The sequence below is a fragment of the Thioalkalivibrio paradoxus ARh 1 genome, assembly GCF_000227685.2.
GTDB classification, from domain to species: domain Bacteria; phylum Pseudomonadota; class Gammaproteobacteria; order Ectothiorhodospirales; family Ectothiorhodospiraceae; genus Thioalkalivibrio; species Thioalkalivibrio paradoxus.
In genome coordinates, this window is sequence record NZ_CP007029.1 from 2,950,224 (window position 1) to 2,970,116 (window position 19,893).

The window sequence follows — 19,893 nt, forward strand, 5'->3', positions numbered from 1 at the left end:
TCACAGATGGATCGGGAGCGGATTGAAGTAATGCCGGCCGCCGGGAACCTGCTCCAGGAACTGCAGCAGCTGCCGAAAATCCGCGTCGCTGTTCACCCAGTCGATCTCGGCGGCGTTCACGATCACGAGTGCGGCCGAATCGAAATGGTAGAAGAAGTCGGTGTAGGCCGCATTCAGACGCTGCAGGTAGGCGGCGTCGATATGACGCTCGTACGACCGCCCCCGACGCCGGATCCTTTCCAGCAGCACGTCGACCGGGGCCTGCAGGTAGACGACCAGGTCCGGACTCGGAAGCTGCGGGCGCAGCTGGCGATACATCTCGTGGTAGATCCCGATCTCGTCGGACGACAGGTTCAATTCCGCGAACAGCGGATCCTTGTCGACCAGGTAATCCGCCACATGGAGGCGCTCGAACAGCCGCATCTGCGCAACCGGCTTGAGCTGGCGCACCCGCTGCACCAGAAAATGGAGCTGCGTGGCGAGCGCGTAGCGGGAACGGTCGACATAGAAACGCTCGAGGAACGGATTCTCATCGGGCTCCTCGAACAGCGCCTCGGCCCGCAGATGCTGCACCAGCATCCGCGCGAGGCTGGACTTGCCCACGCCGATCGGCCCTTCGACCGCCACGAAACGGAAGTTGCCCAGGCTCACGCGCTGATCCCCGCTTCCCGGCAATCGTCGATCGGCACGAGCCCGGACGCCATCCGGCTGCACAGCTCGGACAATGCGCCGTGTCCGGGAATCCGCAGCTCCGGCGCGAGTTCCTGCAGCGGGAACAGCACGAAGTCGCGCTCGGCGATCCCGGGGTGAGGCACGCGCAAACCCGGTGCATCGATCACGCAACCGCCGTACAGCAGGATATCCAGATCCAGCAGCCGGGGACCCCAGCGCTGGCCGTCGCGGCGGCGGCCGAAGGCGCGTTCGATGCGCTGCAGCTCGCGCAGCAGCTCGGCCGGCGCGAGTGCGGTCCGGATCCGGGCCACTGCGTTCACGTAGTCGGGCTGATCCTGCGGACCCATCGGCGGATTGCGGTACCGGCGCGAACACGCGACCAGCCGGCTGTCCGGAATGTCCCGGGACAGCCGGACACAGGCCCCCGACACCTGTGCCGCAGGATCTCCGAGGTTGGCGCCGATCCCAACATAGGCGTCTACTACCGCCGCGCTCATGACGCCGGCCGCGCCTTGCGCCTGCGACGGCGCCTCGGCCGGGAACCCACGGGCGCCGGTTCGGTGCCGGATGAAGCCCAGACCGCGTCCTGCTGGCGCGCCTCGTCGCTGTCCTGGAATCGCGTCCACCAGTCGCAGAGATCGGGATCGGCCTGCCCCGCGCGCGCGCGCAGACACAGGAAGTCGTAGCCCGCCCGGAATCGGGGATGGGTGAGCAGCCGCGCCGCGCGGGCACCCTGGCTGCGCGGGAGCCGCTGCTGCAGCTCCCAGATCTCGCGCACCACCAACGCGTGGCGCCGGGGGATCGACACCCGCTGCGCCTGGCGCTCGAGTACCGCCGACGCTGCCTGCTGCCACGCCAACGCCGGCTCCTCGCCAGCGTCGAGGCGCGCCTGCGCCTCGCGCTGCACCGGCGCCCAGAGCAGGGCGGCGTACAGAAAAGCCGGATGCACACCCAGCCCATCCTGGATCCGGCTGTCGGTGTTGGTCAACGCTTCGACCAGGAACGCACGCACGCCGGAACCGCTGTCCGGTTCGCCGAAGCATTCCGCGGTCTGCGGGAACATGATGGCGAAAAGCCCGAAACGTTCGAGTTCGTCCAGGCAGGTCACTGCGGCCCCGCTGTGGAAGAGCTTCAGAACCTCGTCGAACAGCCGTGCAGGCGCGGCCGTGGTGAGCAGATCGGAGTGCCGGTGCAGCGCGTCGTCGACCTCAGGGGCCAGACGCAGACCCAGCTTCGCCGCGAAGCGAACGGCACGCAGCATGCGCACCGGGTCCTCGCGCAGGCGCTGCTCCGGGTCGTTGCCGATCAGTCGCAGCACGCCCTCGTGCAAGTCCTTCACGCCGTTGGTGAAGTCCAGTACCGAATAGTCGGCGATGTCGTAGTACAGCGCGTTGACGGTGAAGTCGCGGCGCCGGGCATCCTGCTCGATGGTGCCATAGCAGTTGTCGCGCAGGATGCGCCCGTCTTCGCTCAGTTCGACATTGCCGTCGTCCTCCTCCTCGGCCCCGATCGGCGCACGGAAGGTCGCGACCTCGATGATCTCGCGCCCGAAGGTTACATGCGCCAGACGGAAGCGGCGCCCGATCAGACGGCAGTTCCGGAACAGCCGACGCACGTCCTCGGGATGGGCGTCGGTGGCGACATCGAAATCCTTGGGCTCGCGCCCGAGCAGCAGATCGCGCACGCCGCCCCCGACCAGACAACTCCGGAACCCCGCATCCCGCAGCCGATACAGCACCTTCAGGGCGTTGTCACTGATCGCGGCGCGCGAGATCGGGTGCTGGGCACGAGGGTACACCCGCGGCTGCATCGTGGCTGGGGCTAGCTGGCTCACCGTGTGTCGTCATATCGGGAAAGCCCCGTATGATAGCAGCTCGCCCCCGGCGTGCACCGGAAACGCCTCCGGAAGCCGCCCTGCGCCCTCGTGCACGAACGCCCGCCCCCGGAAACCCGGAGCCCAATGCAGCGTCGTTCAGCGGAAGAGCTGGCGGATCGGCGCGACCTCTCCGGTGGCGCGGTGACGCAGGTAGTCGTCGAGGATCCGGCGGTGGTCGAACGCGAGCGCGAACTCCCGGTCCTCGGGGTCGCGCCACTGCAATGCGCGCGCGTCGTCCTGCGCACACGCATCGCCTTCGCCGCGAGCGACGTAGACCGCGCTCACGGTATGCCCCCGGGGATCCCGCTCAGGGTCGGAGTAGAGGCCCAGCAGACATTCCAGCCGGACCTCCAGCGCCGTCTCCTCGCGCGCCTCGCGTCGGGCGGCCTGCTCCACCGTCTCGCCCTCGTCGACGAAACCGCCCGGCAGGGCCCATCCGAACGGCGGATTCCGGCGCTCGATCAGCAGCACCCGGCCCGGATGCGCCGGCTGGCGGATGATCAGATCGACCGCCAGCAGCGGCGTGCGCGGACGTTGGACGTTCATCATTCCCCCTCCTTGCGGATGAAGCGCCGAATATGCCGGCGCTCGCGCTTGTCCGGGCGCCGGCCTGGGCCCCGGTCGAGACGCTCCTGCCGGCGCCGTTCGGCCTCGGCCTCGCGCCGGGCAATGCTTTCGGGAGTCTCCTGGTACAGCGTCCGCGCCTCGGAGGCGGGCCGCCGCTGCGAGTTGATCCCGACGACTTCGATGTCGAACACTTCCTGGCCGCGGTGAATGGTCAGCCGGTCCCCGGGATGCAGCTTGCGTCCCGGCTTGCAGCGATCGCCGTTTACGTGCACCTTCCCTCCTGCAACCGCCTCGGTGGCCAGTGCCCGGGTCTTGAAGAACCGCGCGGCCCAGAGCCATTTGTCGATACGCAGCGACGCGCGCTCGGGCCCGGTCTCCATCAACGCCCCTGTCCACCGGGGACCGATATTACCTGTCCTCTGGAGGTTTCATGGCACTGCCCCATCTGCATCTGATCAGCTTTCCGTTGTGTCCGTTCGTGCAGCGTAGCGTCATCACGCTGAAACACAAGAATATCCCGTTCGAACGGACCTACCTCGATCCCACCGCGCTGCCGGATTGGTTCCTGGAGAAATCCCCCACCGGCAAGGTCCCGCTGCTGATCGTCGACGAACGCAGCGTGCTGTTCGAGTCCGCGGCGATCAACGAGTACCTGGACGAAATCTCCCCGCCCCGACTGCTGCCGGAAGACCCGCTGGAACGGGCCCAGGCCCGCGCCTGGATCGCGCTCGCATCGGAGATGATCGCGGCTCAGTTCCGCTGGATGGGCGCACCCACCGAGGAAGCCTTCGGCGAGGCCCGCGACGAGGCCGCAAAGGGTTTGCGCCAGTTCGAAAAGCAGTGCCGAGCCGGCCCCTGCTTCACCGGACCCGATTTCTCGCTGCTCGACGCCACCGTGGCACCGGTGCTGATGCGCTACGAACTGCTGCAGGATCCCGGCAGCCCCTGGCAGCCGGCGGAGTTCCCGAACCTTGCGCGCTGGTGGCAACACATCTCGGAAATGCCTGCGGTGCGCGAGTCCGTGCCCGACGATTTCCTGGCACGCCTGCCCCGCTTCCTGAACAATCAGCAGGGCTTTGCCGGACCGCGCCTGGCCGCCGGTCTCGCGGAACGGGGCCACTGACCCGGCCAGTCCACGATGAAGTCCTCCAGCGGCAGGTCGGGTGCCTCGTCCTCGCGGACCACCCGGCCCGCCACCGAGACCCCCGCCGCGCGCACGCTGTCCGGATCCCCCGAGAGCAGCGGGTGCCAGGCGGGCAGCGGAACCCCCCGGTGCCGGAGGCGATAGGCACAGGTCGGCGGCAGCCACTCGTATTCGGCAACGGTCGCTAGCGTCACGCGCAGGCAGTCGGGCACCTGCTGGTGCCGGTTCGGGTAGTCGGAACAGCGGCCGGTCGTGCAATCCAGCAGACGGCAGGCAAGCCAGGTATGCGCGAGCGCTCCGCTGTCCTCGTCTTCCAGCTTGTGCAGGCAGCAGCGCCCGCAGCCGTCGCACAGGGCTTCCCACTCCGCCTCGTCGAGCGTCGCCAGCGGACGTTCCCAGAACGGTTCGGGCATCAGGAAGCCTCTGCCGGAGCGTCGTCGAGGCGACGCTGCCCGGCCTGTTCCAGACGCTCCAGCACCCGTTCCCAGCGGTCGGGCGTCGCGTAGTGCATCAGCATCCGCCCGCGCCGCCCCGGCACGACGATCGCCAGCCCGTTTTCCGGATACAGCCAGTAGTCCTGATCGTCCTCCAGCCGGATCCGCGACACCGGGTCGCCGAAACGTTCCCGGATCAAGTCTCCATCCCAGCGGGCGCGGGGGATGTAGCTCAATTCCGCCACTGGTACACGCCCCAGTTCGATCAGCGCGGCATCGCCCAGCCCGTACCGGCGAGCCCCACTCGGCATCGGCCGCTCCGACGTTCGCTGCTCCCAGACGCGCTCGAGCGCTGGTTCGTCCAGGTCGAGGACCATCACGAGATTGGCCTCGAACGGCGGGATCCGGGCGTTGGAGAAAAAGGCCTCCACGCTGCGGGCACCGTCGGGTTCGACGAACAGCCGGATATCGGGGACGGGCAGGCGCCCGGCGAGATCCGCCAGCGTCGTCTCGCCCAGCACGATCCCGAGCACCCGGACCCGGTCCGCGCCCAACACCTCGATCTGCCACGGCAGGTTCTCGAAGCGCTGGACCTGGGGTTCCCGGGGCACCAGCAGAAAGGCCGCCAGCAGTGCCGCCAGCAACAGCCCCACGAACCACCAGCCTACTGCACGTACACGCATCCGCCCTCCGAACTCGAATTTCACACACCCCGCGGCGCGTGCCCTCCGGCGCCGGCCCGCGGCGGCGCCAGTATAACAACGCGCCCGCCCGAAGCGGTGCCAGCCCCTACCCGCCCCCCCATTCCGGCGAAGGGTCTTTTCTCCCCTCTCCCGCAGGCGGGAGAGGGGCCGGGGGTGAGGGTGATTGCATTACGGGCGGCCCGACACCCGAGCACGGACCTGGCGCACGGTCCCCGCCGGTCATGGAAGGTTTTGCGCGTCTGGTGCGTCTTCTGCCGGCACACCCGCGCGGCCGACAAGCGACCGTCCTGGCCGCGCGCCCAGCATCGTCGCCTGCTGTTCATCATTCGCTGTCCGTGGAGTCACCGTATGCATCTGCCCAAAATGTCCCGCCGCCGTTTCCTCCAGCTCGGAGCCGGATCGCTTGCAGGCGCCGGCGTATTTGCCGCCACCCCGCAGATCACCGCCTTCGCCTCCGATCTGAACGACTTCCTGAAAGGGCCCCCGGTCCCGGACATCGCGCCGATTCAGATGACCGAGCACGTCTGGATGATCTACTCCGAAGACGTGTTTCCGACCCCGGAGAATAAGGGAATGATGTGCAACATCACTTTCGTCGTCACCGACGAGGGTGTGGTGGTTCTCGACAGCGGAGGTTCGCTGCAGATCGGCGAAATGGCCATCCGCATGATCCGCACGGTCACCGACAAGCCGGTGATCTCGATCTTCGTCTCGCATTATCACGGCGACCACTGGCTCGGCAACCACGCGTTCGTCAACGAATTCGGTGCCGACCTGCCGATCTACGCGCACCCGCACACCAAGCAGGAGATCGAGGGCGTGCAGGGCGACCTCTGGCGCAGCCTGATGGAACGCTGGACCGAGGGCGCGACCATCGGCACACGGGTGATCGCCCCGAACCGCGAGATGACGCATGGCGACGAATTCCGCTTTGGCGGCGTAACCCTGCGCATGCACCACTACGGTGTGGCCCATACGCCAAGCGATATTTCCGTGGAAGTGGTCGGCGAGGGACTGACCTATGTCGGCGATGTTGCGATGGAACGGCGCATCGCGAACATGGACGACGGGTCGTTCCAGGGCTCGATCGACTACATCGACCGCCTGAAGGCCGCCGCCGGGTCGGAGATCTGGATCCCCGGCCACGGACGCCCAACCGACGATCTGCTGCAGTGGAACCAGGAGATGTTCGCGGGCATCTACGAGAACTGTCTGGCCGCGGTCGAGAACATGGAGGACATGGAGGGCGCGCGCGAACGCGTGATGGCCGACCCGCGGGTCGCCGACAAAGCCGACGAGACGCGCGGATTCGACGACAACATCGGGCGCTACATCAGTCTTGCCTACCTCGAGGCCGAGATGGCCGTGTTCTGAGGCGCGACAGCAGCCGCTCACTCATACGCGCGCGGGTGAGCAGCCGGCTGGACAACTCGGGTGGGTTCCACCAGCATTCGCGAAAGCCACCCGGGATGCGCTGATGAACCGAGCCGACCGCCTGTTTCAGCTGCACGGGCTGCTGCGCGCGGCGCGCTACCCGGTCGCGTTCGACACCCTGCGCGACAAACTCGAAGTCTCCGCGGCCACGCTGAAGCGCGATATCCGCTATTTGCGCGACCACATGGAGGCACCGATCCTCTATGACCGCCGCTACAACGGCTACCGCTACGACCCGAACGCCCCCGAGTTCGAACTGCCCGGAATCTGGTTCAACGAGACCGAACTGTACGCACTGCTGGCGATGGAACAGTTGCTGGACGCGGTCCAGCCCGGTCTGCTCGGCAACTCGATCGGGCCGTTGAAGACCAAGGTGCGCAAACTCCTCGGCGAAGGCGGTCAACAGGCCGACCTGGTCGCGAGCCGTGTCTGCCTGCAGCCGATGGCCGTGCGCCGGACCAACGACGCGGTGTTCGGCCAGCTCTCCGGTGCGGTTTTCAACGAGCGGCCGCTGGAGATCGCGTATCACGGGCGCGAGCGCGACGAACCGAGCACGCGGGTGATCCACCCCTACCGCCTGGTGCACTATCGCGACAACTGGTATGTGATCGCCTGGTGCGAGCGTGCACGGGATCTACGCACCTTCGCGCTCGACCGCATCCGCAAAGCACGGCCCGCAGACACGGCCTTTCACAATAGTAACCCGCGCACCCTGCGCCATCATATCGGGGCGAGCTTCGGCATCTTCACCGGGGCCGCACGCGACTGGGCGGTGCTGCGCTTCACCGCGGAACGTGCCCGCTGGGTCGCCGACGAGACCTGGCACCCCGACCAGATCGGCGTCTGGCAGGACGGGGCCTACGAGCTCCAAGTGCCCTATTCCGACCCGCGCGAGCTGGCGATGGACATCCTGAAATACGGCCCGGACGTCGAGGTCATCGCCCCGGAAGATCTCCGCGGACTCGTCGCCGAACGCCTTCGCGCCGCCGCGAGACTGTATCGGGTCCAATAGCATAAAGGTCGCACGTCGCGACACTCCCTTCACCCGCTGGCGGGGGAGGGGCGAGGGTGAGTGCATTGACCGGGGCCGTGCACTCCCCCCCTCCCCAACCCCTCCCCCGTTCTGGGGGAGGGGGATTTTCATCGCCAGGGGTAGCGCAGGGCCATCACAGTTCACGTGCAACACGACGGCTTGCGTCCGGGGCGACGTGCAGAACGGACAAGCGCAAGCGTCCTCCGCAGTTCGGCGTTCGCACCAGCCCCCACGCCTGACATGACCCACGAACCGACCGACTTCGACGCAGAGCCATGGATCTCCTATGCTCTCCGGGCGGGCATTTCCCCTTCGAACCCCGCCCGGCCCGGCATCCGGGTGGGCAGCAACCAAGGACCCCAGCATGGCAAAGGCGGACATCGGTCTGATCGGACTCGCGGTCATGGGCCAGAATCTGGTCCTGAACATGGCCGACCATGGCTACCGGGTGGCGGTGTACAACCGAACCACCAGCCGCGTCGACGCCTTCGTCGAAGGGCCGGCGAACGGGCGCAGCATCATCGGCTGCCACAGCCTGGAAGCGCTCGTGCAAAGCCTCGAGCGCCCGCGCAAGGTCATGCTGATGGTGAAGGCCGGCACGGTGGTCGACGAATTCATCGCCAGCCTGGTGCCGCTGCTCGATCCCGGAGACGTGATCATCGATGGCGGCAACTCGCACTACCCCGACTCGACGCGGCGCACCCGGGAATTGCGCGAACGCGGGCTGCGCTTCATCGGCGCCGGCATCTCCGGCGGCGAGGAAGGGGCCCGCCACGGGCCGTCGATCATGCCCGGCGGCGACCCGGAAGCCTGGCCGCTGGTACGCGACATCTTCCAGTCGATCGCCGCTCAGGTCGACGGCGAGCCCTGCTGCCGCTGGGTCGGGCCCGACGGTGCCGGGCACTTCGTGAAGATGGTGCACAACGGCATCGAATACGGCGATATGCAGCTGATCAGCGAGGCCTATGCGCTGATGGAGCAGGCACTCGGCATGGACCACGATGCGATGGCCGCCGTGTTCGCGGACTGGAACCGGGGCGCGCTGGATTCCTACCTGATCGGAATCACCGCGGAGATCCTGGCGACGAAGGACAGCGACGGCGCGCCGCTGGTCACGCATATCCTCGACGCCGCCGGCCAGAAGGGCACCGGCAAATGGACCGGCATCAGCGCGCTCGAACTCGGCGTGCCGCTGACACTGATCGCCGAGGCGGTCTTCGCCCGGGTACTGTCGTCGCTGAAGGACGAACGCGTGCAGGCCGCCGGCATCCTCGGGCGCCCGCCGCGGCCCGCACCCGCGGCGCCGGAAGAGCACCTCGACGCGCTGCACGATGCGCTGTACGCGTCGAAGATCATCTCCTACGCGCAGGGCTTCATGCTGATGCGCGAGGCCGCGCAGGCACAGGGCTGGACGCTGAACTACGGCGACATCGCGCTGATCTGGCGCGGCGGCTGCATCATCCGCAGCGTGTTCCTGAACGACATCAAGGCGGCGTACGACAAGGATCCCGAGCTGCAGAACCTGGTGCTCGACGGCTTCTTCGCCCGTGCGCTGAACGGCGCCGAGAACGGCTGGCGGCGTGCGGCCACGCTGGCGATCAGCCACGCGGTGCCGACACCGGCTTTCGCCTCGGCGCTGGCGTATTTCGACGGCTATCGCAGCGCGCGGCTGCCGGCCAACCTGCTGCAGGCCCAGCGCGACTATTTCGGCGCCCATCGCTACGAACGCGTGGACCGCGAGCGTGGCACCTTTTTCCACACCGACTGGACCGGGCACGGCGGTGACGTCGCCTCGTCCACCTACGAGGCCTGAGCCATGGATCCCCGACCCTCCCCCTGCACGCTGGTCATCTTCGGGTCCACCGGCAACCTGTCCCGGGTGAAACTGATGCCGGCGCTCTACCACCTGGAGGCGGCCGGCCGCCTGCCCGATGGCGTGCACATCGTCGCGACCGGCCGCCGGCCCTGGGACCGCGAACGCTGGCTGCAGGAGATGCGCGGCATGCTCGAAGGCCAGGTGCGCGGCGAGATCGACCCCGCGGTGCTCGCCCGTCTCGAGCAGCGCCAGGACTATTTCCAGGGCGACATCACCGATGCCGGGATGTACGACCGCCTGGCCGACTGGCTGAACGGGCAGGAACAGCTGTCCGCGAACCTCGGCATCTACCTCGCGATCCGGCCGGCCGAGTTCGGCGTGGTCACCGAGAACCTGAGCCGCACCGGGTTGCTGACCGAGAACGGCGGCTGGCGCCGCGTAGTGATCGAGAAGCCCTTCGGCTACGACCTCGAGAGCGCCCAGGCCCTGCAGAAGCGGCTCACCCGGTTCCTGAGCGAGGAGCAGATCTATCGCATCGACCACTACCTCGGCAAGGAAATGGTGCGCAACCTGCTGGTGTTCCGGTTTGCCAACCTGATGCTGGAGCCGTTGTGGAACCGCAACTTCATCGATCACGTACAGATCACCCAGGCCGAGACGCTCGGCGTGGGCAGCCGGGCCGCCTACTATGACAGTGCCGGCGCGCTGCGCGACATGCTGCAAAGCCACCTGATGCAGCTGTTCACGCTGGTCGCGATGGAACCGCCGGCGTCGATGGCCGCCGAGGACCTGCGCGACGAGAAGGTGAAGGTGTTGAAGTCGGTGCGCCCGATCACGCCGGGCGCGGTGCATGCCCAGTCGTTCCGGGCGCAGTACGGCCCGGGCACGGTGAACGGCGAGCGTGTGCGCGGCTACCTCGAGGAGGACGGCGTGCCGCCGGACAGCGTCACCGAGACCTACGCGGCGCTGAAGCTCTACGTCGACAACTGGCGCTGGAGGGGCGTGCCGTTCTACCTGCGCACCGCGAAACGCATGGCCGAGAGCGCGTCGCACATCATGATCCGGTTCAAGCAACCGCCGCAGCAGCTGTTCCGCGGCACGCGGGTGCAGAACGTCGAGCGCAACTGGCTCGCGATCGGGGTGCAACCCTGCGAGTGCATCGGCCTGCAGCTGACATCCAAGGAACCGGGGCTCGAGATGCACACCCGTCAGGTCAGCCTGGATGCCGGCCTGAATCCCACGCACGCGCCCAGCACCGGCGCCTACGAGGGGCTGCTGCTCGACATCATGGAAGGCGACCGCTCGCTGTTCCTGCGCTACGACGAGGTGGAATACGCGTGGCGCATCGTCGACGCGGTACTGAAGGCCTGGTCGGTCGAACGCGATTTCATCCACACCTACCCGGCCGGCAGCTGGGGCCCCGAGGAAAGCCGCCGGCTGTTCGACGAGGAAATCGACCGCTGGCGCCACAGCATGCGCCCGGAGGACTGAGCCAGGGCGGACACGGCGGGGCCATGCACTACACCCCCGGCCCCCCGGCGAGCAGCGCGGCGGCCTCGCGGTCGACATGCCATTCGAGTTCCCCGTCGGCGGGTCGCACCAGCGACGCCGGCAGCGTCCGGCGCGGACCGTCGCCGAGCACGCGCGCGAGCGTCGCCGCCTTGTCCGCACCGGTAACCAGGAACAGCACGTGCCGCGCCGCGTTCAGCAGCGGCAGCGTCAGGCTCAGGCGCCAGGAGTCGAGCCGGGGCACGAACACCGCTGCGACCGGTTCGCTGGCATCGAGCACCGGCGTTCCCGGAAACAGCGAGGCGGTGTGGCCGTCGTCGCCCATGCCCAGCAGCACCAGGTCGAGACGCGGCACCCCGTTCCCCGCGTCGCTTGGAACCTCGCGCACCAGGCATTCGTGGTACCGCCGCGCCGCCTGTTCGGGATCCTCCGCATCGGTCGGCATCGGGAAGAATGCCGGGGCCTCCAGCAAACCCGCCAGCAGCGCCTCACGAACCATCCGCGCGTTGCTGTCCGGATGATCGACCGGAACCCAGCGCTCGTCGCCCAGGAACAGGCGCACCCGGTCCCACGGAATCGACAGCGCGTAGGGCGGCCCTGCCAGGAGCCGATAGAGCCGCCGCGGGGTGTTGCCACCCGCCAGCGCCATCGTCGCGACGCCCCGTGCCGCGACCGCTTCGGTGAGCACCGCGGCGATGCGCTCCGCGGCCCGTTCCATCACGTCGTCGATCCCGACACCGACCACCACCGGGACCGGGTTCGGCACTGGGACCGTCACGGCGACGCCCCCCAGGGAGGCAACATGCCGCGTCCCTGCCCCCGGTAGCCCGATATGCAAAACGCCCCGGAGCACCTCTCCCCGGTGCCTTTGGCGCCCGCAGGCACCTGCCCGCGCCAACCCCCAACCGCAACCATCCCGCACACCCCCATCACGGCCTCCTCGCACAACGCCCGGTGAGATGACGGCAGTGTTTCACGTACCGCCGCCGCAGCAAAGGCCCGGGACGGTGTCCCGCGACCTGATCCCAACGAACGTCCGGCAACACAGCCCTTGCGCTGGCCGTGCGCATTCTCCGGCGCGTTCTCCCTCGTGGGTGGATCACTCTGTGAGCCACCACCCCGGCTATAACGGCGCTGGAGCACCCGCCAAGGAGCCAGCGATGACCACGAAACCCCGCACCATCCAGGCCACCCGCACCCCTCTGCTTTCCGTCTACCGCCGCGCCCAACGCCCCCGCGTCCCCGCCTGGAATCTTGTCCAGCGGCTGCCGTTGGCTGGTTTCGACCACCACGCCGCCGCACGGCTCTGGCCCTACCTGCGCACCGGCCAGGCGCTGATCCTGAGCCGCGAGCTGAGCAACCCGGTGGACCCGCGCGCGGTGCGCATCACCTGGCTGGGTGAGCAGCTCGGCTACCTTCCCCGCGCCGACAACACGCTCGCCGCCGGGCTGCTCGACCGTCGCATCCCGCTGATCGCACGCATCCACACGCTGCGCCTGTCGCAGGATCCGTGGGAACGCATCGAACTCGACGTCTACGCGGAACCGAAGACATGAGGGGAGCGCCGGAAGGCATCTGCACGGACCCGTGCCGCCCCCCCGCGTCGCGGCCCGGTCGAACGATCGCGCTGGCACCTGCAGCACGGGCTGCCATCCAGGCATCGGCCCGTGAGCATCCCTCCCAGGGCCACTGTGATGCGAACTACCGCGCCTGGTGGCTGTGCTACCCTGCCCGGTGACGAGCGCGGGCGCCGATTCGTCACCACCGTCGCGCGGTGCAGGCGCGCAGACTGCAAGGATTTCGCCAGTCTCCGAGAAGAACACTTCCCCCCGTTTCCAACACCCGTTTCCGACATCCAGGAAGATGACTATGCGTACCCGGACCGGTCCAATCGACACGGCCGATGAACGGGACCGCCGGGGCAGCAACAGCGGCCGTGTCGATCCGGAACGACAACCAAGCGGAGCCGCGCAGACGGACGGGAGTCATGTGGCCGGAGCCCCGGAACCGGTAGTCACGATGAAACGCGGGACCGTGGAAAAAGTGCCGCTGGCCCTGGAACGGCCGCGCGGTCGGCACGAACCCAGCCCGCAGCGCTGATGGCCGATTTCAAGACCCACTTACTCGGCGCCGCGCTGGTCAGCGGCGCGATGGCCACCGGCATGGCGATGGTGTCGCAGAGCGAGCCCAAGGCAGTGCTCGGGTATTTCGCCCTGGGCGTTGCCGGCGGCATCCTGCCCGACATCGACGCCAACAGCTCGATTCCGATCCGCATCGCCTTCAAGCTGCTATCGGCGATCAGCGCCTTCGTCGTGGTGTTTCATTTCGCCGCTGCCCTGTCGCTGCTCGAGCTCATGCTGCTCGGGGTCGGCGCCTATTACCTGGTGCGCCACGGCGTGTTCAGCGTGTTCACCCGCTTCACCCGCCATCGCGGTGTGATCCACTCGATCCCGGCCGCGCTGTTCGCCGGCCTGCTGTCAGCGCTGATCGCCGCTGAAGTCTTTGCAGCCAGCAGCGTGACCGCCTGGACAGCCGGCCTGTTCGTCTGCGTAGGGTTTCTGGTGCACCTGATTCTCGACGAGATCTACAGCGTCGATCTGCTCGGCATCCGGATCAAGCGCTCGTTTGGCAGCGCACTCAATCTGGGCACGCCGTCCAACCCGATCGGAACGGCGCTGCTGTACCTCGGCGTGGCCGGCTTGTACTGGCTGGCACCACCCATCGACGAATTCGCCACCGCAGTGACCGATCCGGCCGCCTACCAGACACTTGCCGAGCGGCTCCGCCCGAGTGACCAATGGTTCGAACACGTATGGGCCGAACTGCTGGCAACGGTACGCACGGCCGCGCAAACGGTGGCAAGCCTGGCACCGTAGCTGCGGGATTCGCAACGGGGGGCAATCGCGCCGCGCACCCGGCTGCAACCGCGCCCACCGCGTGGGGGCTTGGCATGGGCTGGGATGCGACGCCGAACTGGCTGCTGCCCGCCCCGAAACTGACCGACCCGATCCGGAAGAACCGCGAACAGGTTCAGGCGGGCGAGATCGAGGTGGAGGACCAATGGCCTCACCCTATGCGGCCACCCCACCGGTACCTACCTATCATCGCGGACAGTCGGGGTTCTCCCCCGGTCCGTTAGGTGCCTATCAGGGGCTGGACGCTCAACTCCACCCGCCGGTTGCGTGCCTGGCCCTCCGGCGTGTCGTTGTCCGCCACCGGCTGACGGGAGCCGAACCCCCTGACCACCAGCCGCTCCGCCCCCACGCCCGCGGCAACCAACCGCCGCCCCACCGACAGTGCGCGCTCTTCGGAAAGCCGCTGGTTGTATTCGAGAGCGCCCAGGCTGTCCGTGTGGCCCGCCACGATCACCACGCTCGCCCGATACTCGTCCAGTACCCGGCCGATGGCATCCAGCACCGCGCCCATCTCGGGTTCGATGCGGGTGCTGTCGGTGTCGAAGGTCACGAGTCCGGGGAAAGTGATGGCGATGGTTTCTCCCCGGTGTTCGACTTCGACCGGCTTCCCCGCAAGGTCCTGCCACAGCCGCGCGGTCAGCACATCCATGTAGTACCCCACACTGCTCGCATGCAGCGGCTCGTGGCCCTCGCGCAGGAGTCGTTGCCGGCGCTGCTCAACAGCGTCATCGGCACGCGCGACGACCAGCGTGTCACGGGGAGCGGGCGCCGGGGCGGCAGGCGCAGCGCCCGGGGAAGGGGCCGTCGTCGCGGGCTCGGTGACCGCCTCGGGCACGGTGACGGGCACCGGAGCGCACCCGAACAGAAGGACGGATGCGACAAGGACCGCCGTCAAGGCCGCGTTCGTACGCCGAGGGGTCAGCGCTGCTGGCATGTGAGTTTCTGCTTTCATCGTCGATTGCACCAGTTACGGAATTTCGCGGCCGGTAGCGGTGGGCTGAAAAGGTAGCCCTGCCCGAACTGCACCCCCTGCTGACGCAGCCAGTCGACTTGGTGTTCCGATTCAATGCCCTCGGCGACGATGTCGAGCCGCAATGACCGGGCCATATCGATGATATGGCCAATCACGCTACTGGCAACGGCTTGGCCTTCGATACCGTCCACAAACGCCTTGTCGATCTTCAACGTATCCAGCTGGAATCGTTCCAGATAGGCCAGACTGGAATATCCGGTGCCGAAATCGTCGATGGCAATCGGGTGGCCTCGGGCCCGCAGGGCGGCGATGCGTTCGCGCACCTCGTCGGAGTTGAGCAGTGCACGCTCAGTGATCTCCAGCTTGATAGAGGCTGGCGAGACCCCCTCCTGCTGCTGCAGCTCGGCCAGGGCCTCCGCAAAGCGCGGCGTGGCGAGATCCTGAGCCGTCAGGTTCAGGTTGATGATCAGGCCGGAATACTGCCGCAACGGCTTACCGAGATCCCGCAGCACCCTGCGCAGCACCGAGAGAGTCAACTCGGTTGCCTGTCCGCTGGCCTCCGCCAGTGGAACGAAGACGTCCGGACTGACGCTCTCGTCGCCTTCGCGGTGCCACCGTACGAGGGCCTCGGCTCCCTGGCACCGCCGACTGCCGAGATCGACGATCGGCTGGTACACGACGCTGAGCCGATCGTTGGCAATCGCCTCCTGCAACTCGGTCGAAAGGCTGAGGTGCTGACGCAGGTAACGCAGCACGGCCACCAGCCACAACCCGGCAAGAAGAAGGCCCAGAAAGCCGGCGCCCACCAGGGTGGGAAGGTAACGCTCCCAGAACAACCCGATTGGCTGCACCGCGACGACGTCGATGGGAAAGACCGTCCCCAGCGAGAAGCGGCTCACGATCTGGTTGTTGGCCCGATCCACTGTGAGACCCGGCCGTACGTCGCCCGGCTCCGGCAGCTCTACCCCGAGCGGGTAGACCGCCATGGACAGATCCTCGACCCAGAGCCCGACTTTAGCGTCTTCGAGCAGACCCGGCGTCATCAGCAGCCGGGGGTCGATCGCAAGATCGTGCTGGCCGAAACGCATCAGAAACAGTTCGACACCACCGACGGCAGTGGCGGGTCCCGGCCACCAGGCGATCACGCCGCTGTCGTAAATGCGGCTGGCGCGGGGCGGGGTCAATGCCTGTCCCTGCACGTAACCCGCCCCGCACTGGCGCTCGACCGCATGCCAGTAGCCGATGGCGCGCACGTGAGGCCGGGCGATAGCCGCGTTCTGCAGCACCTCGAGATGTTCGGGAGAACAAGGCGTAAGGTCCAGTCGGTTCAGCCGGTCCAGCAGGTCACGTGCGTCCACAATAGCGCGCTCGGTCTGTTCACCGAGACGTTGTGACAGTTGCTCCAGACGCGCCTCCTCAGCCAACACCGATTCGCGCCAGAGATACCACCCAAGGAGCGCCAACAGCACGAGAATCCCGAGCAGCGCAGCCGCAAGCACGGAGAGCAGTACCTTGTCGCGACGAGCCATTGGGACCTACCAAGGCAAAGGGAGACACGAACCGCGAGGCGGCCACCCTACCTCACGTCCCGCCATTCGCGGTTGACACACTGCCGTCGCCGCACCCCCTCGGGGGAGGCGACGCACACCGTCGAGGCCCGTTCTGCGGTGCCAACCCGATCACCAGGGAACCGGTACGGGTCAGGACATTCAGACTACGCCAGTCTGCACACCCTCGCAAAAATGCCGGCCAGGCCCCGCGTGTGGCGGAACCGGCGCATGGGCAGCGTGGACCGCCCGCTCTAAGGGACACCCCGCTCTTGGCTTGGGCGCGTGTCCGTCCCGCACTTACGGCACATCACGCCATAGCGTCAGCATGCGGGATGCGTGGAAGCAGGCGGTGCCGCCTACAGCTCAGCCCGGCTACCGTGGTACGAACGCGACGAAGATTGGCGAATGTGAGATCTACTCGAGGCGTTCCCCCGGTGGAACATGCAGTTCAGTAACCTCCTCGTCGCCTGGCACCGAGCGGATCACCGCCACGCAGGTCAGCGACTGGGCAAGGTCACTCCACTGGTAGACCCCCGGTGCCCTCCCTCGGAACCCACCATACACTGCAGGGCTAGGAACTCCGCCAGCCACATGCCAGCATGAACCCCAGCGGCAGGGCGTGGATCGGCGGCGCCCGAGCCACCGACCCGACTGCCGTAACGGCCTTGTTCCGAGGGAGCCCGCCAATGCCGCCCAACCATCGCTCAATCCGGTGAAACGCTCGCTTCGTGTCGTGCTTGTGGGGCACGTGGTCGACCGCCTGGCAGACTCGCTCGCCGAGAGCCAGCATGAGGTGGTCGGGCTCGTGCAGTCGGGGACGAGACCGTCGCGCCGACGCGCATCGTGGCCGTGCCGTCTTACGCGGGGAACCTGGGGAATCCTGCGGCCACGCCCCAGTGGCACAGCGCTGGCGGCAGCGCGGCACGGGGTCCCGTGGTTCGACTATGCATCGCGTTCGCTCGATGCCGCTTACGAGCGGTGGCTGCGGCAACGCGCCGCGGACGTGGTGCTGGTTTTCGGCATGGACTGGCTGCTCAACGCTTCGCTGCTTTCGGTTCCCGCGCTGGGGACACTGAACCTGCATCCTGCGCTGTTGCCCCGCTACCGGGGCCCACGGCCGACACAGTGGGCGTTCTACCACATGGATCTGCGCCCTGGGGTCACGATCCATTTCGTGGATGCCGGCGAGGACAGAGGGGATATCCTCCACCAGCGGCAGTTTCAGATCCCTGCTGGGACAACCTGGGCCACATATTTTCGCGACTTCGTCGAACCGGCCTGTGTCGAACTGATGTTGCAGGCACTGGGCGATCTCGCGGACGGCACCGCGACACGGCGCCCGCAGCCCGCACTCAGCCCCACGGCACGTGCGCGCGCTTTCCCGCCCGAGGAGTATGCACGTCTGATCGACTGGGAGGGCTGGCCGGTAGCTCGGGTGTGGCACTTTCTACGCGGGGCACCGCCATGGATACGGCCGGTTGCGCAGCTGCGCGGAGCACCTGTCTGGCTGGATTGGCAGGTCGGCGCGTATTCGGAAGGCGGCAGTACGTTGCCACCCGGTCTTGTCGCGCGCACCCGCGCCGGATGGCGAATCGGATGTCGTGACGGGGAAATCCACCTGGAGGCGCGGTGGCACCCAGCCAGCCTGCTACTACGGCTAATCTGTTCTTCGCGGTGACGGGGCGGCGCTACTTCATCGAGCAGCGATCAGGGACCCGCGCTAGGGAACCGCTGAAAAATGACTTTGTCATTGCGAGCTCAGCGCGGCAACCCAAGCGGCGCCAACGAAATCAGTGCCGTATGGATCGCCACGTCGCTTCGCTCCTCGCGATGACGAAGTAATCAGCACTTCCCGTGCAGATCGAGTGGCTGCGTGGGAGCAGCGTTGCGGATTTTTTCTATCCCACCACTGTGTTACGTTCCAGACGCCGTCTAACATACGCTGTCACTGCGTACGAGGAGCCTACACCATGAAGCACCACCCCATTCGTTTGAATATGTCCCGCCTGCTCGGTTTCCGCCTGTACCCCGAGCCGCCACGCACGGGCACCTCTGCGGTGCTGGGCGCCAAGATCGGGAGCAAACTCGGTAAGAAGCCCGTGAGGTGACCTGCAGCGGGGGGCGACGCCCCCGGAAGCCGGCGTCCGGTCACCTCCGGGACAACGCAAAGGTGCCGAGGAGCATCAAGAACATTGCAAGCAGTGCCGCCCGAGTGCCGGCCATCGTCCACACCGTGCATGACTGGAGTTTCCACGCGGATCTCCAGGGCATTCGCAGGTACTTCTACGTGGTCATGGAACGGCTCGGCGCGCGCTGCGGACACGCCGGGATTCTGGTCACGGACCGAGACCGCGACAAGGGCCGCGTTGCTGGTGTCGCGGGGGGGCTGCCGACTATCGGCTGATACGCAGCGGCATCGAGCTGGACCGCTTTGAGCACCCCCAGGTGACCGGCACCGCGATGCGCCGGCGGCTGGGCGTGCCGGACAGCGCTCCGGCGGTCGGTACCGGTACCCAGCCCTCGGAGCAGAAGGCGCCGTTGGATCTGGTCGAAGCCTTCGCCGCCATACGGGCGGGTCGCCCCGATGCCCGGTTCGTGATCGTGGGCGACGGGCCGCTGCGTGCCGCGGTCGAGACGCGGGTGAGAGCGCACGGGCTCAACGGCTGCGTGGTGATGACAGGCCTGCGCCGGGACATCCCGGATCTGTTGCCCGGCTTCGACGTCTTCGTGCTGTACAGCCGATGGGAAGGCCTCCCCCGCGTCCTTCCTCAGGCGATGGCATCGGGGGTGCCGATCGTCTGCACGCAAGTCGACGGCCATGCCGAAGCCGTTCGGAACGGTGTCGAGGGGTCCCTGGTCGAGCCTGGTCGACCCAACCGGATTGCGGTCAGGGGCGTCGATCTGCTCGGCATCCGGATCAAGCGCTCGTTTGGCAGCGCACTCAATCTGGGCACGCCGTCCAACCCGATCGGAACGGCGCTGCTGTACCTCGGCGTGGCCGGCCTGTACTGGCTGGCACCACCGATCGACGAATTCGCCACCGCAGTGACCGATCCGGCCGCCTACCAGACCCTCGCAGAGCGGCTCCGCCCGAGTGACCAATGGTTCGAAAACGTATGGGCCGAACTGCTGGCAACGGTACGCACCGCCGCGCAAACGGTGGCGAGTCTGGCACCGTAGCAGCGGGATTCGCAACGGCGCACCTGACGTTCGCAATCCGGATTCGCTACGATCCCCATCCACGATCACCGCATTCGGACGCACCC

General features: G+C 67.4%; 21 protein-coding genes. 11 read left to right on the plus strand and 10 right to left on the minus strand.

What is annotated here, in order from left to right:
* The 5 genes from THITH_RS13205 to THITH_RS13225 form a co-directional block, all read right to left on the minus strand.
* Nucleotides 1–651, minus strand: coding sequence for a deoxynucleoside kinase (locus tag THITH_RS13205; RefSeq protein ID WP_006748911.1), 651 nt, complete (start codon nucleotides 649–651; stop codon nucleotides 1–3).
* Nucleotides 648–1,169, minus strand: coding sequence for a 2-amino-4-hydroxy-6-hydroxymethyldihydropteridine diphosphokinase (gene folK, locus THITH_RS13210; RefSeq protein ID WP_006748912.1), 522 nt, complete (start codon nucleotides 1,167–1,169; stop codon nucleotides 648–650). The genes THITH_RS13205 and folK overlap by 4 nt, the downstream gene beginning before the upstream one ends.
* Nucleotides 1,166–2,506 (minus strand): polynucleotide adenylyltransferase PcnB, encoded by a 1,341-nt coding sequence (gene pcnB / locus THITH_RS13215; protein ID WP_025367563.1) that lies wholly within the window; start codon nucleotides 2,504–2,506, stop codon nucleotides 1,166–1,168. The genes folK and pcnB overlap by 4 nt, the downstream gene beginning before the upstream one ends.
* Before the next feature lie 138 nt (nucleotides 2,507–2,644).
* Complete coding sequence (locus THITH_RS13220) at nucleotides 2,645–3,094, minus strand: NUDIX domain-containing protein (RefSeq protein WP_408645513.1); 450 nt, start codon at nucleotides 3,092–3,094, stop codon at nucleotides 2,645–2,647.
* A complete protein-coding gene (locus THITH_RS13225) occupies nucleotides 3,094–3,495 on the minus strand; it encodes an RNA-binding S4 domain-containing protein (RefSeq protein WP_006748915.1) in 402 nt (133 codons plus the stop codon). The genes THITH_RS13220 and THITH_RS13225 overlap by 1 nt, the downstream gene beginning before the upstream one ends.
* A gap of 50 nt (nucleotides 3,496–3,545) precedes the next feature.
* Here THITH_RS13225 and THITH_RS13230 point away from each other — a divergent pair, with 50 nt between their 5' ends.
* Nucleotides 3,546–4,238 carry a glutathione S-transferase family protein gene (locus tag THITH_RS13230; RefSeq protein ID WP_006748916.1) on the plus strand — a complete coding sequence of 231 codons (693 nt, stop codon included), beginning with the start codon at nucleotides 3,546–3,548 and terminating at the stop codon, nucleotides 4,236–4,238.
* On the opposite strand, the gene THITH_RS13235 is transcribed toward THITH_RS13230, so the two are convergent.
* Both THITH_RS13235 and THITH_RS13240 read right to left on the minus strand, forming a co-directional pair.
* The gene (locus tag THITH_RS13235) at nucleotides 4,181–4,672 is read right to left on the minus strand and encodes a YcgN family cysteine cluster protein (protein WP_006748917.1); all 492 of its coding nucleotides are present in this window, start codon (nucleotides 4,670–4,672) and stop codon (nucleotides 4,181–4,183) included. The genes THITH_RS13230 and THITH_RS13235 overlap by 58 nt on opposite strands.
* Entirely contained in the window at nucleotides 4,672–5,376 is a 705-nt protein-coding gene (locus tag THITH_RS13240) for a hypothetical protein (protein ID WP_006748918.1), read from the minus strand. Before THITH_RS13240 ends, THITH_RS13235 begins: the two co-directional genes overlap by 1 nt.
* A 369-nt stretch (nucleotides 5,377–5,745) precedes the next feature.
* Between THITH_RS13240 and THITH_RS13245 the strand changes: the two genes are divergently transcribed.
* From THITH_RS13245 to zwf, 4 genes are all read left to right on the plus strand, one after another.
* Complete coding sequence (locus THITH_RS13245) at nucleotides 5,746–6,771, plus strand: MBL fold metallo-hydrolase (protein ID WP_006748919.1); 1,026 nt, start codon at nucleotides 5,746–5,748, stop codon at nucleotides 6,769–6,771.
* Between the two features lie 103 nt (nucleotides 6,772–6,874).
* Nucleotides 6,875–7,843 (plus strand): helix-turn-helix transcriptional regulator, encoded by a 969-nt coding sequence (locus THITH_RS13250; protein ID WP_006748920.1) that lies wholly within the window; start codon nucleotides 6,875–6,877, stop codon nucleotides 7,841–7,843.
* Between the two features lie 385 nt (nucleotides 7,844–8,228).
* Nucleotides 8,229–9,677 (plus strand): decarboxylating NADP(+)-dependent phosphogluconate dehydrogenase, encoded by a 1,449-nt coding sequence (gnd, locus tag THITH_RS13255; protein ID WP_006748921.1) that lies wholly within the window; start codon nucleotides 8,229–8,231, stop codon nucleotides 9,675–9,677.
* 3 nt (nucleotides 9,678–9,680) lie between these two features.
* Complete coding sequence (gene zwf / locus THITH_RS13260; protein ID WP_006748922.1) at nucleotides 9,681–11,171, plus strand: glucose-6-phosphate dehydrogenase; 1,491 nt, start codon at nucleotides 9,681–9,683, stop codon at nucleotides 11,169–11,171.
* 28 nt (nucleotides 11,172–11,199) lie between these two features.
* On the opposite strand, the gene pgl is transcribed toward zwf, so the two are convergent.
* Nucleotides 11,200–11,967: a 6-phosphogluconolactonase gene (gene pgl, locus THITH_RS13265; RefSeq protein WP_006748923.1), complete on the minus strand. Its 768-nt coding sequence runs from the start codon at nucleotides 11,965–11,967 to the stop codon at nucleotides 11,200–11,202.
* A 382-nt stretch (nucleotides 11,968–12,349) separates the two neighbouring features.
* On the opposite strand from pgl, the gene THITH_RS13270 reads away from it, so the two are divergent.
* Nucleotides 12,350–12,745, plus strand: coding sequence for an HIRAN domain-containing protein (locus THITH_RS13270; RefSeq protein ID WP_006748924.1), 396 nt, complete (start codon nucleotides 12,350–12,352; stop codon nucleotides 12,743–12,745).
* A gap of 543 nt (nucleotides 12,746–13,288) precedes the next feature.
* Nucleotides 13,289–14,065: a metal-dependent hydrolase gene (locus tag THITH_RS13280; RefSeq protein WP_006748926.1), complete on the plus strand. Its 777-nt coding sequence runs from the start codon at nucleotides 13,289–13,291 to the stop codon at nucleotides 14,063–14,065.
* A gap of 259 nt (nucleotides 14,066–14,324) precedes the next feature.
* Here THITH_RS13280 and THITH_RS13285 read toward each other — a convergent pair whose 3' ends face one another.
* Both THITH_RS13285 and THITH_RS13290 read right to left on the minus strand, forming a co-directional pair.
* Nucleotides 14,325–14,951 (minus strand): OmpA family protein, encoded by a 627-nt coding sequence (locus tag THITH_RS13285; protein ID WP_232222205.1) that lies wholly within the window; start codon nucleotides 14,949–14,951, stop codon nucleotides 14,325–14,327.
* Nucleotides 14,952–15,052: 101 nt separating this feature from the next.
* A complete protein-coding gene (locus THITH_RS13290; protein ID WP_006748929.1) occupies nucleotides 15,053–16,606 on the minus strand; it encodes an EAL domain-containing protein in 1,554 nt (517 codons plus the stop codon).
* A 733-nt stretch (nucleotides 16,607–17,339) separates the two neighbouring features.
* Here THITH_RS13290 and THITH_RS13295 point away from each other — a divergent pair.
* The 4 genes from THITH_RS13295 (at nucleotide 17,340) to THITH_RS17180 (ending at nucleotide 19,807) form a co-directional block, all read left to right on the plus strand.
* Nucleotides 17,340–18,305 (plus strand): methionyl-tRNA formyltransferase, encoded by a 966-nt coding sequence (locus tag THITH_RS13295; protein ID WP_198019448.1) that lies wholly within the window; start codon nucleotides 17,340–17,342, stop codon nucleotides 18,303–18,305.
* A 292-nt stretch (nucleotides 18,306–18,597) separates the two neighbouring features.
* Complete coding sequence (locus tag THITH_RS18590) at nucleotides 18,598–18,735, plus strand: hypothetical protein (protein ID WP_006748931.1); 138 nt, start codon at nucleotides 18,598–18,600, stop codon at nucleotides 18,733–18,735.
* 104 nt (nucleotides 18,736–18,839) lie between these two features.
* Nucleotides 18,840–19,031: a hypothetical protein gene (locus tag THITH_RS13300; protein WP_025367567.1), complete on the plus strand. Its 192-nt coding sequence runs from the start codon at nucleotides 18,840–18,842 to the stop codon at nucleotides 19,029–19,031.
* A gap of 41 nt (nucleotides 19,032–19,072) precedes the next feature.
* The gene (locus THITH_RS17180) at nucleotides 19,073–19,807 is read left to right on the plus strand and encodes a glycosyltransferase (RefSeq protein WP_025367568.1); all 735 of its coding nucleotides are present in this window, start codon (nucleotides 19,073–19,075) and stop codon (nucleotides 19,805–19,807) included.
* The last annotated feature ends 86 nt before the right edge of the window (nucleotides 19,808–19,893 follow it).

Excerpts from the sequence above, each read along its gene's own strand:
- THITH_RS13245 (WP_006748919.1), top strand. The coding sequence starts at position 5,746 with ATGCATCTGCCCAAAATGTCCCGCCGCCGTTTCCTCCAGCTCGGAGCC.
- THITH_RS13225 (WP_006748915.1), bottom strand. The coding sequence starts at position 3,495 with ATGGAGACCGGGCCCGAGCGCGCGTCGCTGCGTATCGACAAATGGCTC.
- THITH_RS18590 (WP_006748931.1), top strand. The coding sequence starts at position 18,598 with ATGAAGCACCACCCCATTCGTTTGAATATGTCCCGCCTGCTCGGTTTC.
- THITH_RS13220 (WP_408645513.1), bottom strand. The coding sequence starts at position 3,094 with ATGAACGTCCAACGTCCGCGCACGCCGCTGCTGGCGGTCGATCTGATC.
- THITH_RS13240 (WP_006748918.1), bottom strand. The coding sequence starts at position 5,376 with ATGCGTGTACGTGCAGTAGGCTGGTGGTTCGTGGGGCTGTTGCTGGCG.
- gnd (WP_006748921.1), top strand. The coding sequence starts at position 8,229 with ATGGCAAAGGCGGACATCGGTCTGATCGGACTCGCGGTCATGGGCCAG.
- THITH_RS13230 (WP_006748916.1), top strand. The coding sequence starts at position 3,546 with ATGGCACTGCCCCATCTGCATCTGATCAGCTTTCCGTTGTGTCCGTTC.
- THITH_RS13270 (WP_006748924.1), top strand. The coding sequence starts at position 12,350 with ATGACCACGAAACCCCGCACCATCCAGGCCACCCGCACCCCTCTGCTT.
- zwf (WP_006748922.1), top strand. The coding sequence starts at position 9,681 with ATGGATCCCCGACCCTCCCCCTGCACGCTGGTCATCTTCGGGTCCACC.
- folK (WP_006748912.1), bottom strand. The coding sequence starts at position 1,169 with ATGAGCGCGGCGGTAGTAGACGCCTATGTTGGGATCGGCGCCAACCTC.
- THITH_RS13280 (WP_006748926.1), top strand. The coding sequence starts at position 13,289 with ATGGCCGATTTCAAGACCCACTTACTCGGCGCCGCGCTGGTCAGCGGC.
- THITH_RS13235 (WP_006748917.1), bottom strand. The coding sequence starts at position 4,672 with ATGCCCGAACCGTTCTGGGAACGTCCGCTGGCGACGCTCGACGAGGCG.
- THITH_RS13290 (WP_006748929.1), bottom strand. The coding sequence starts at position 16,606 with ATGGCTCGTCGCGACAAGGTACTGCTCTCCGTGCTTGCGGCTGCGCTG.
- THITH_RS13250 (WP_006748920.1), top strand. The coding sequence starts at position 6,875 with ATGAACCGAGCCGACCGCCTGTTTCAGCTGCACGGGCTGCTGCGCGCG.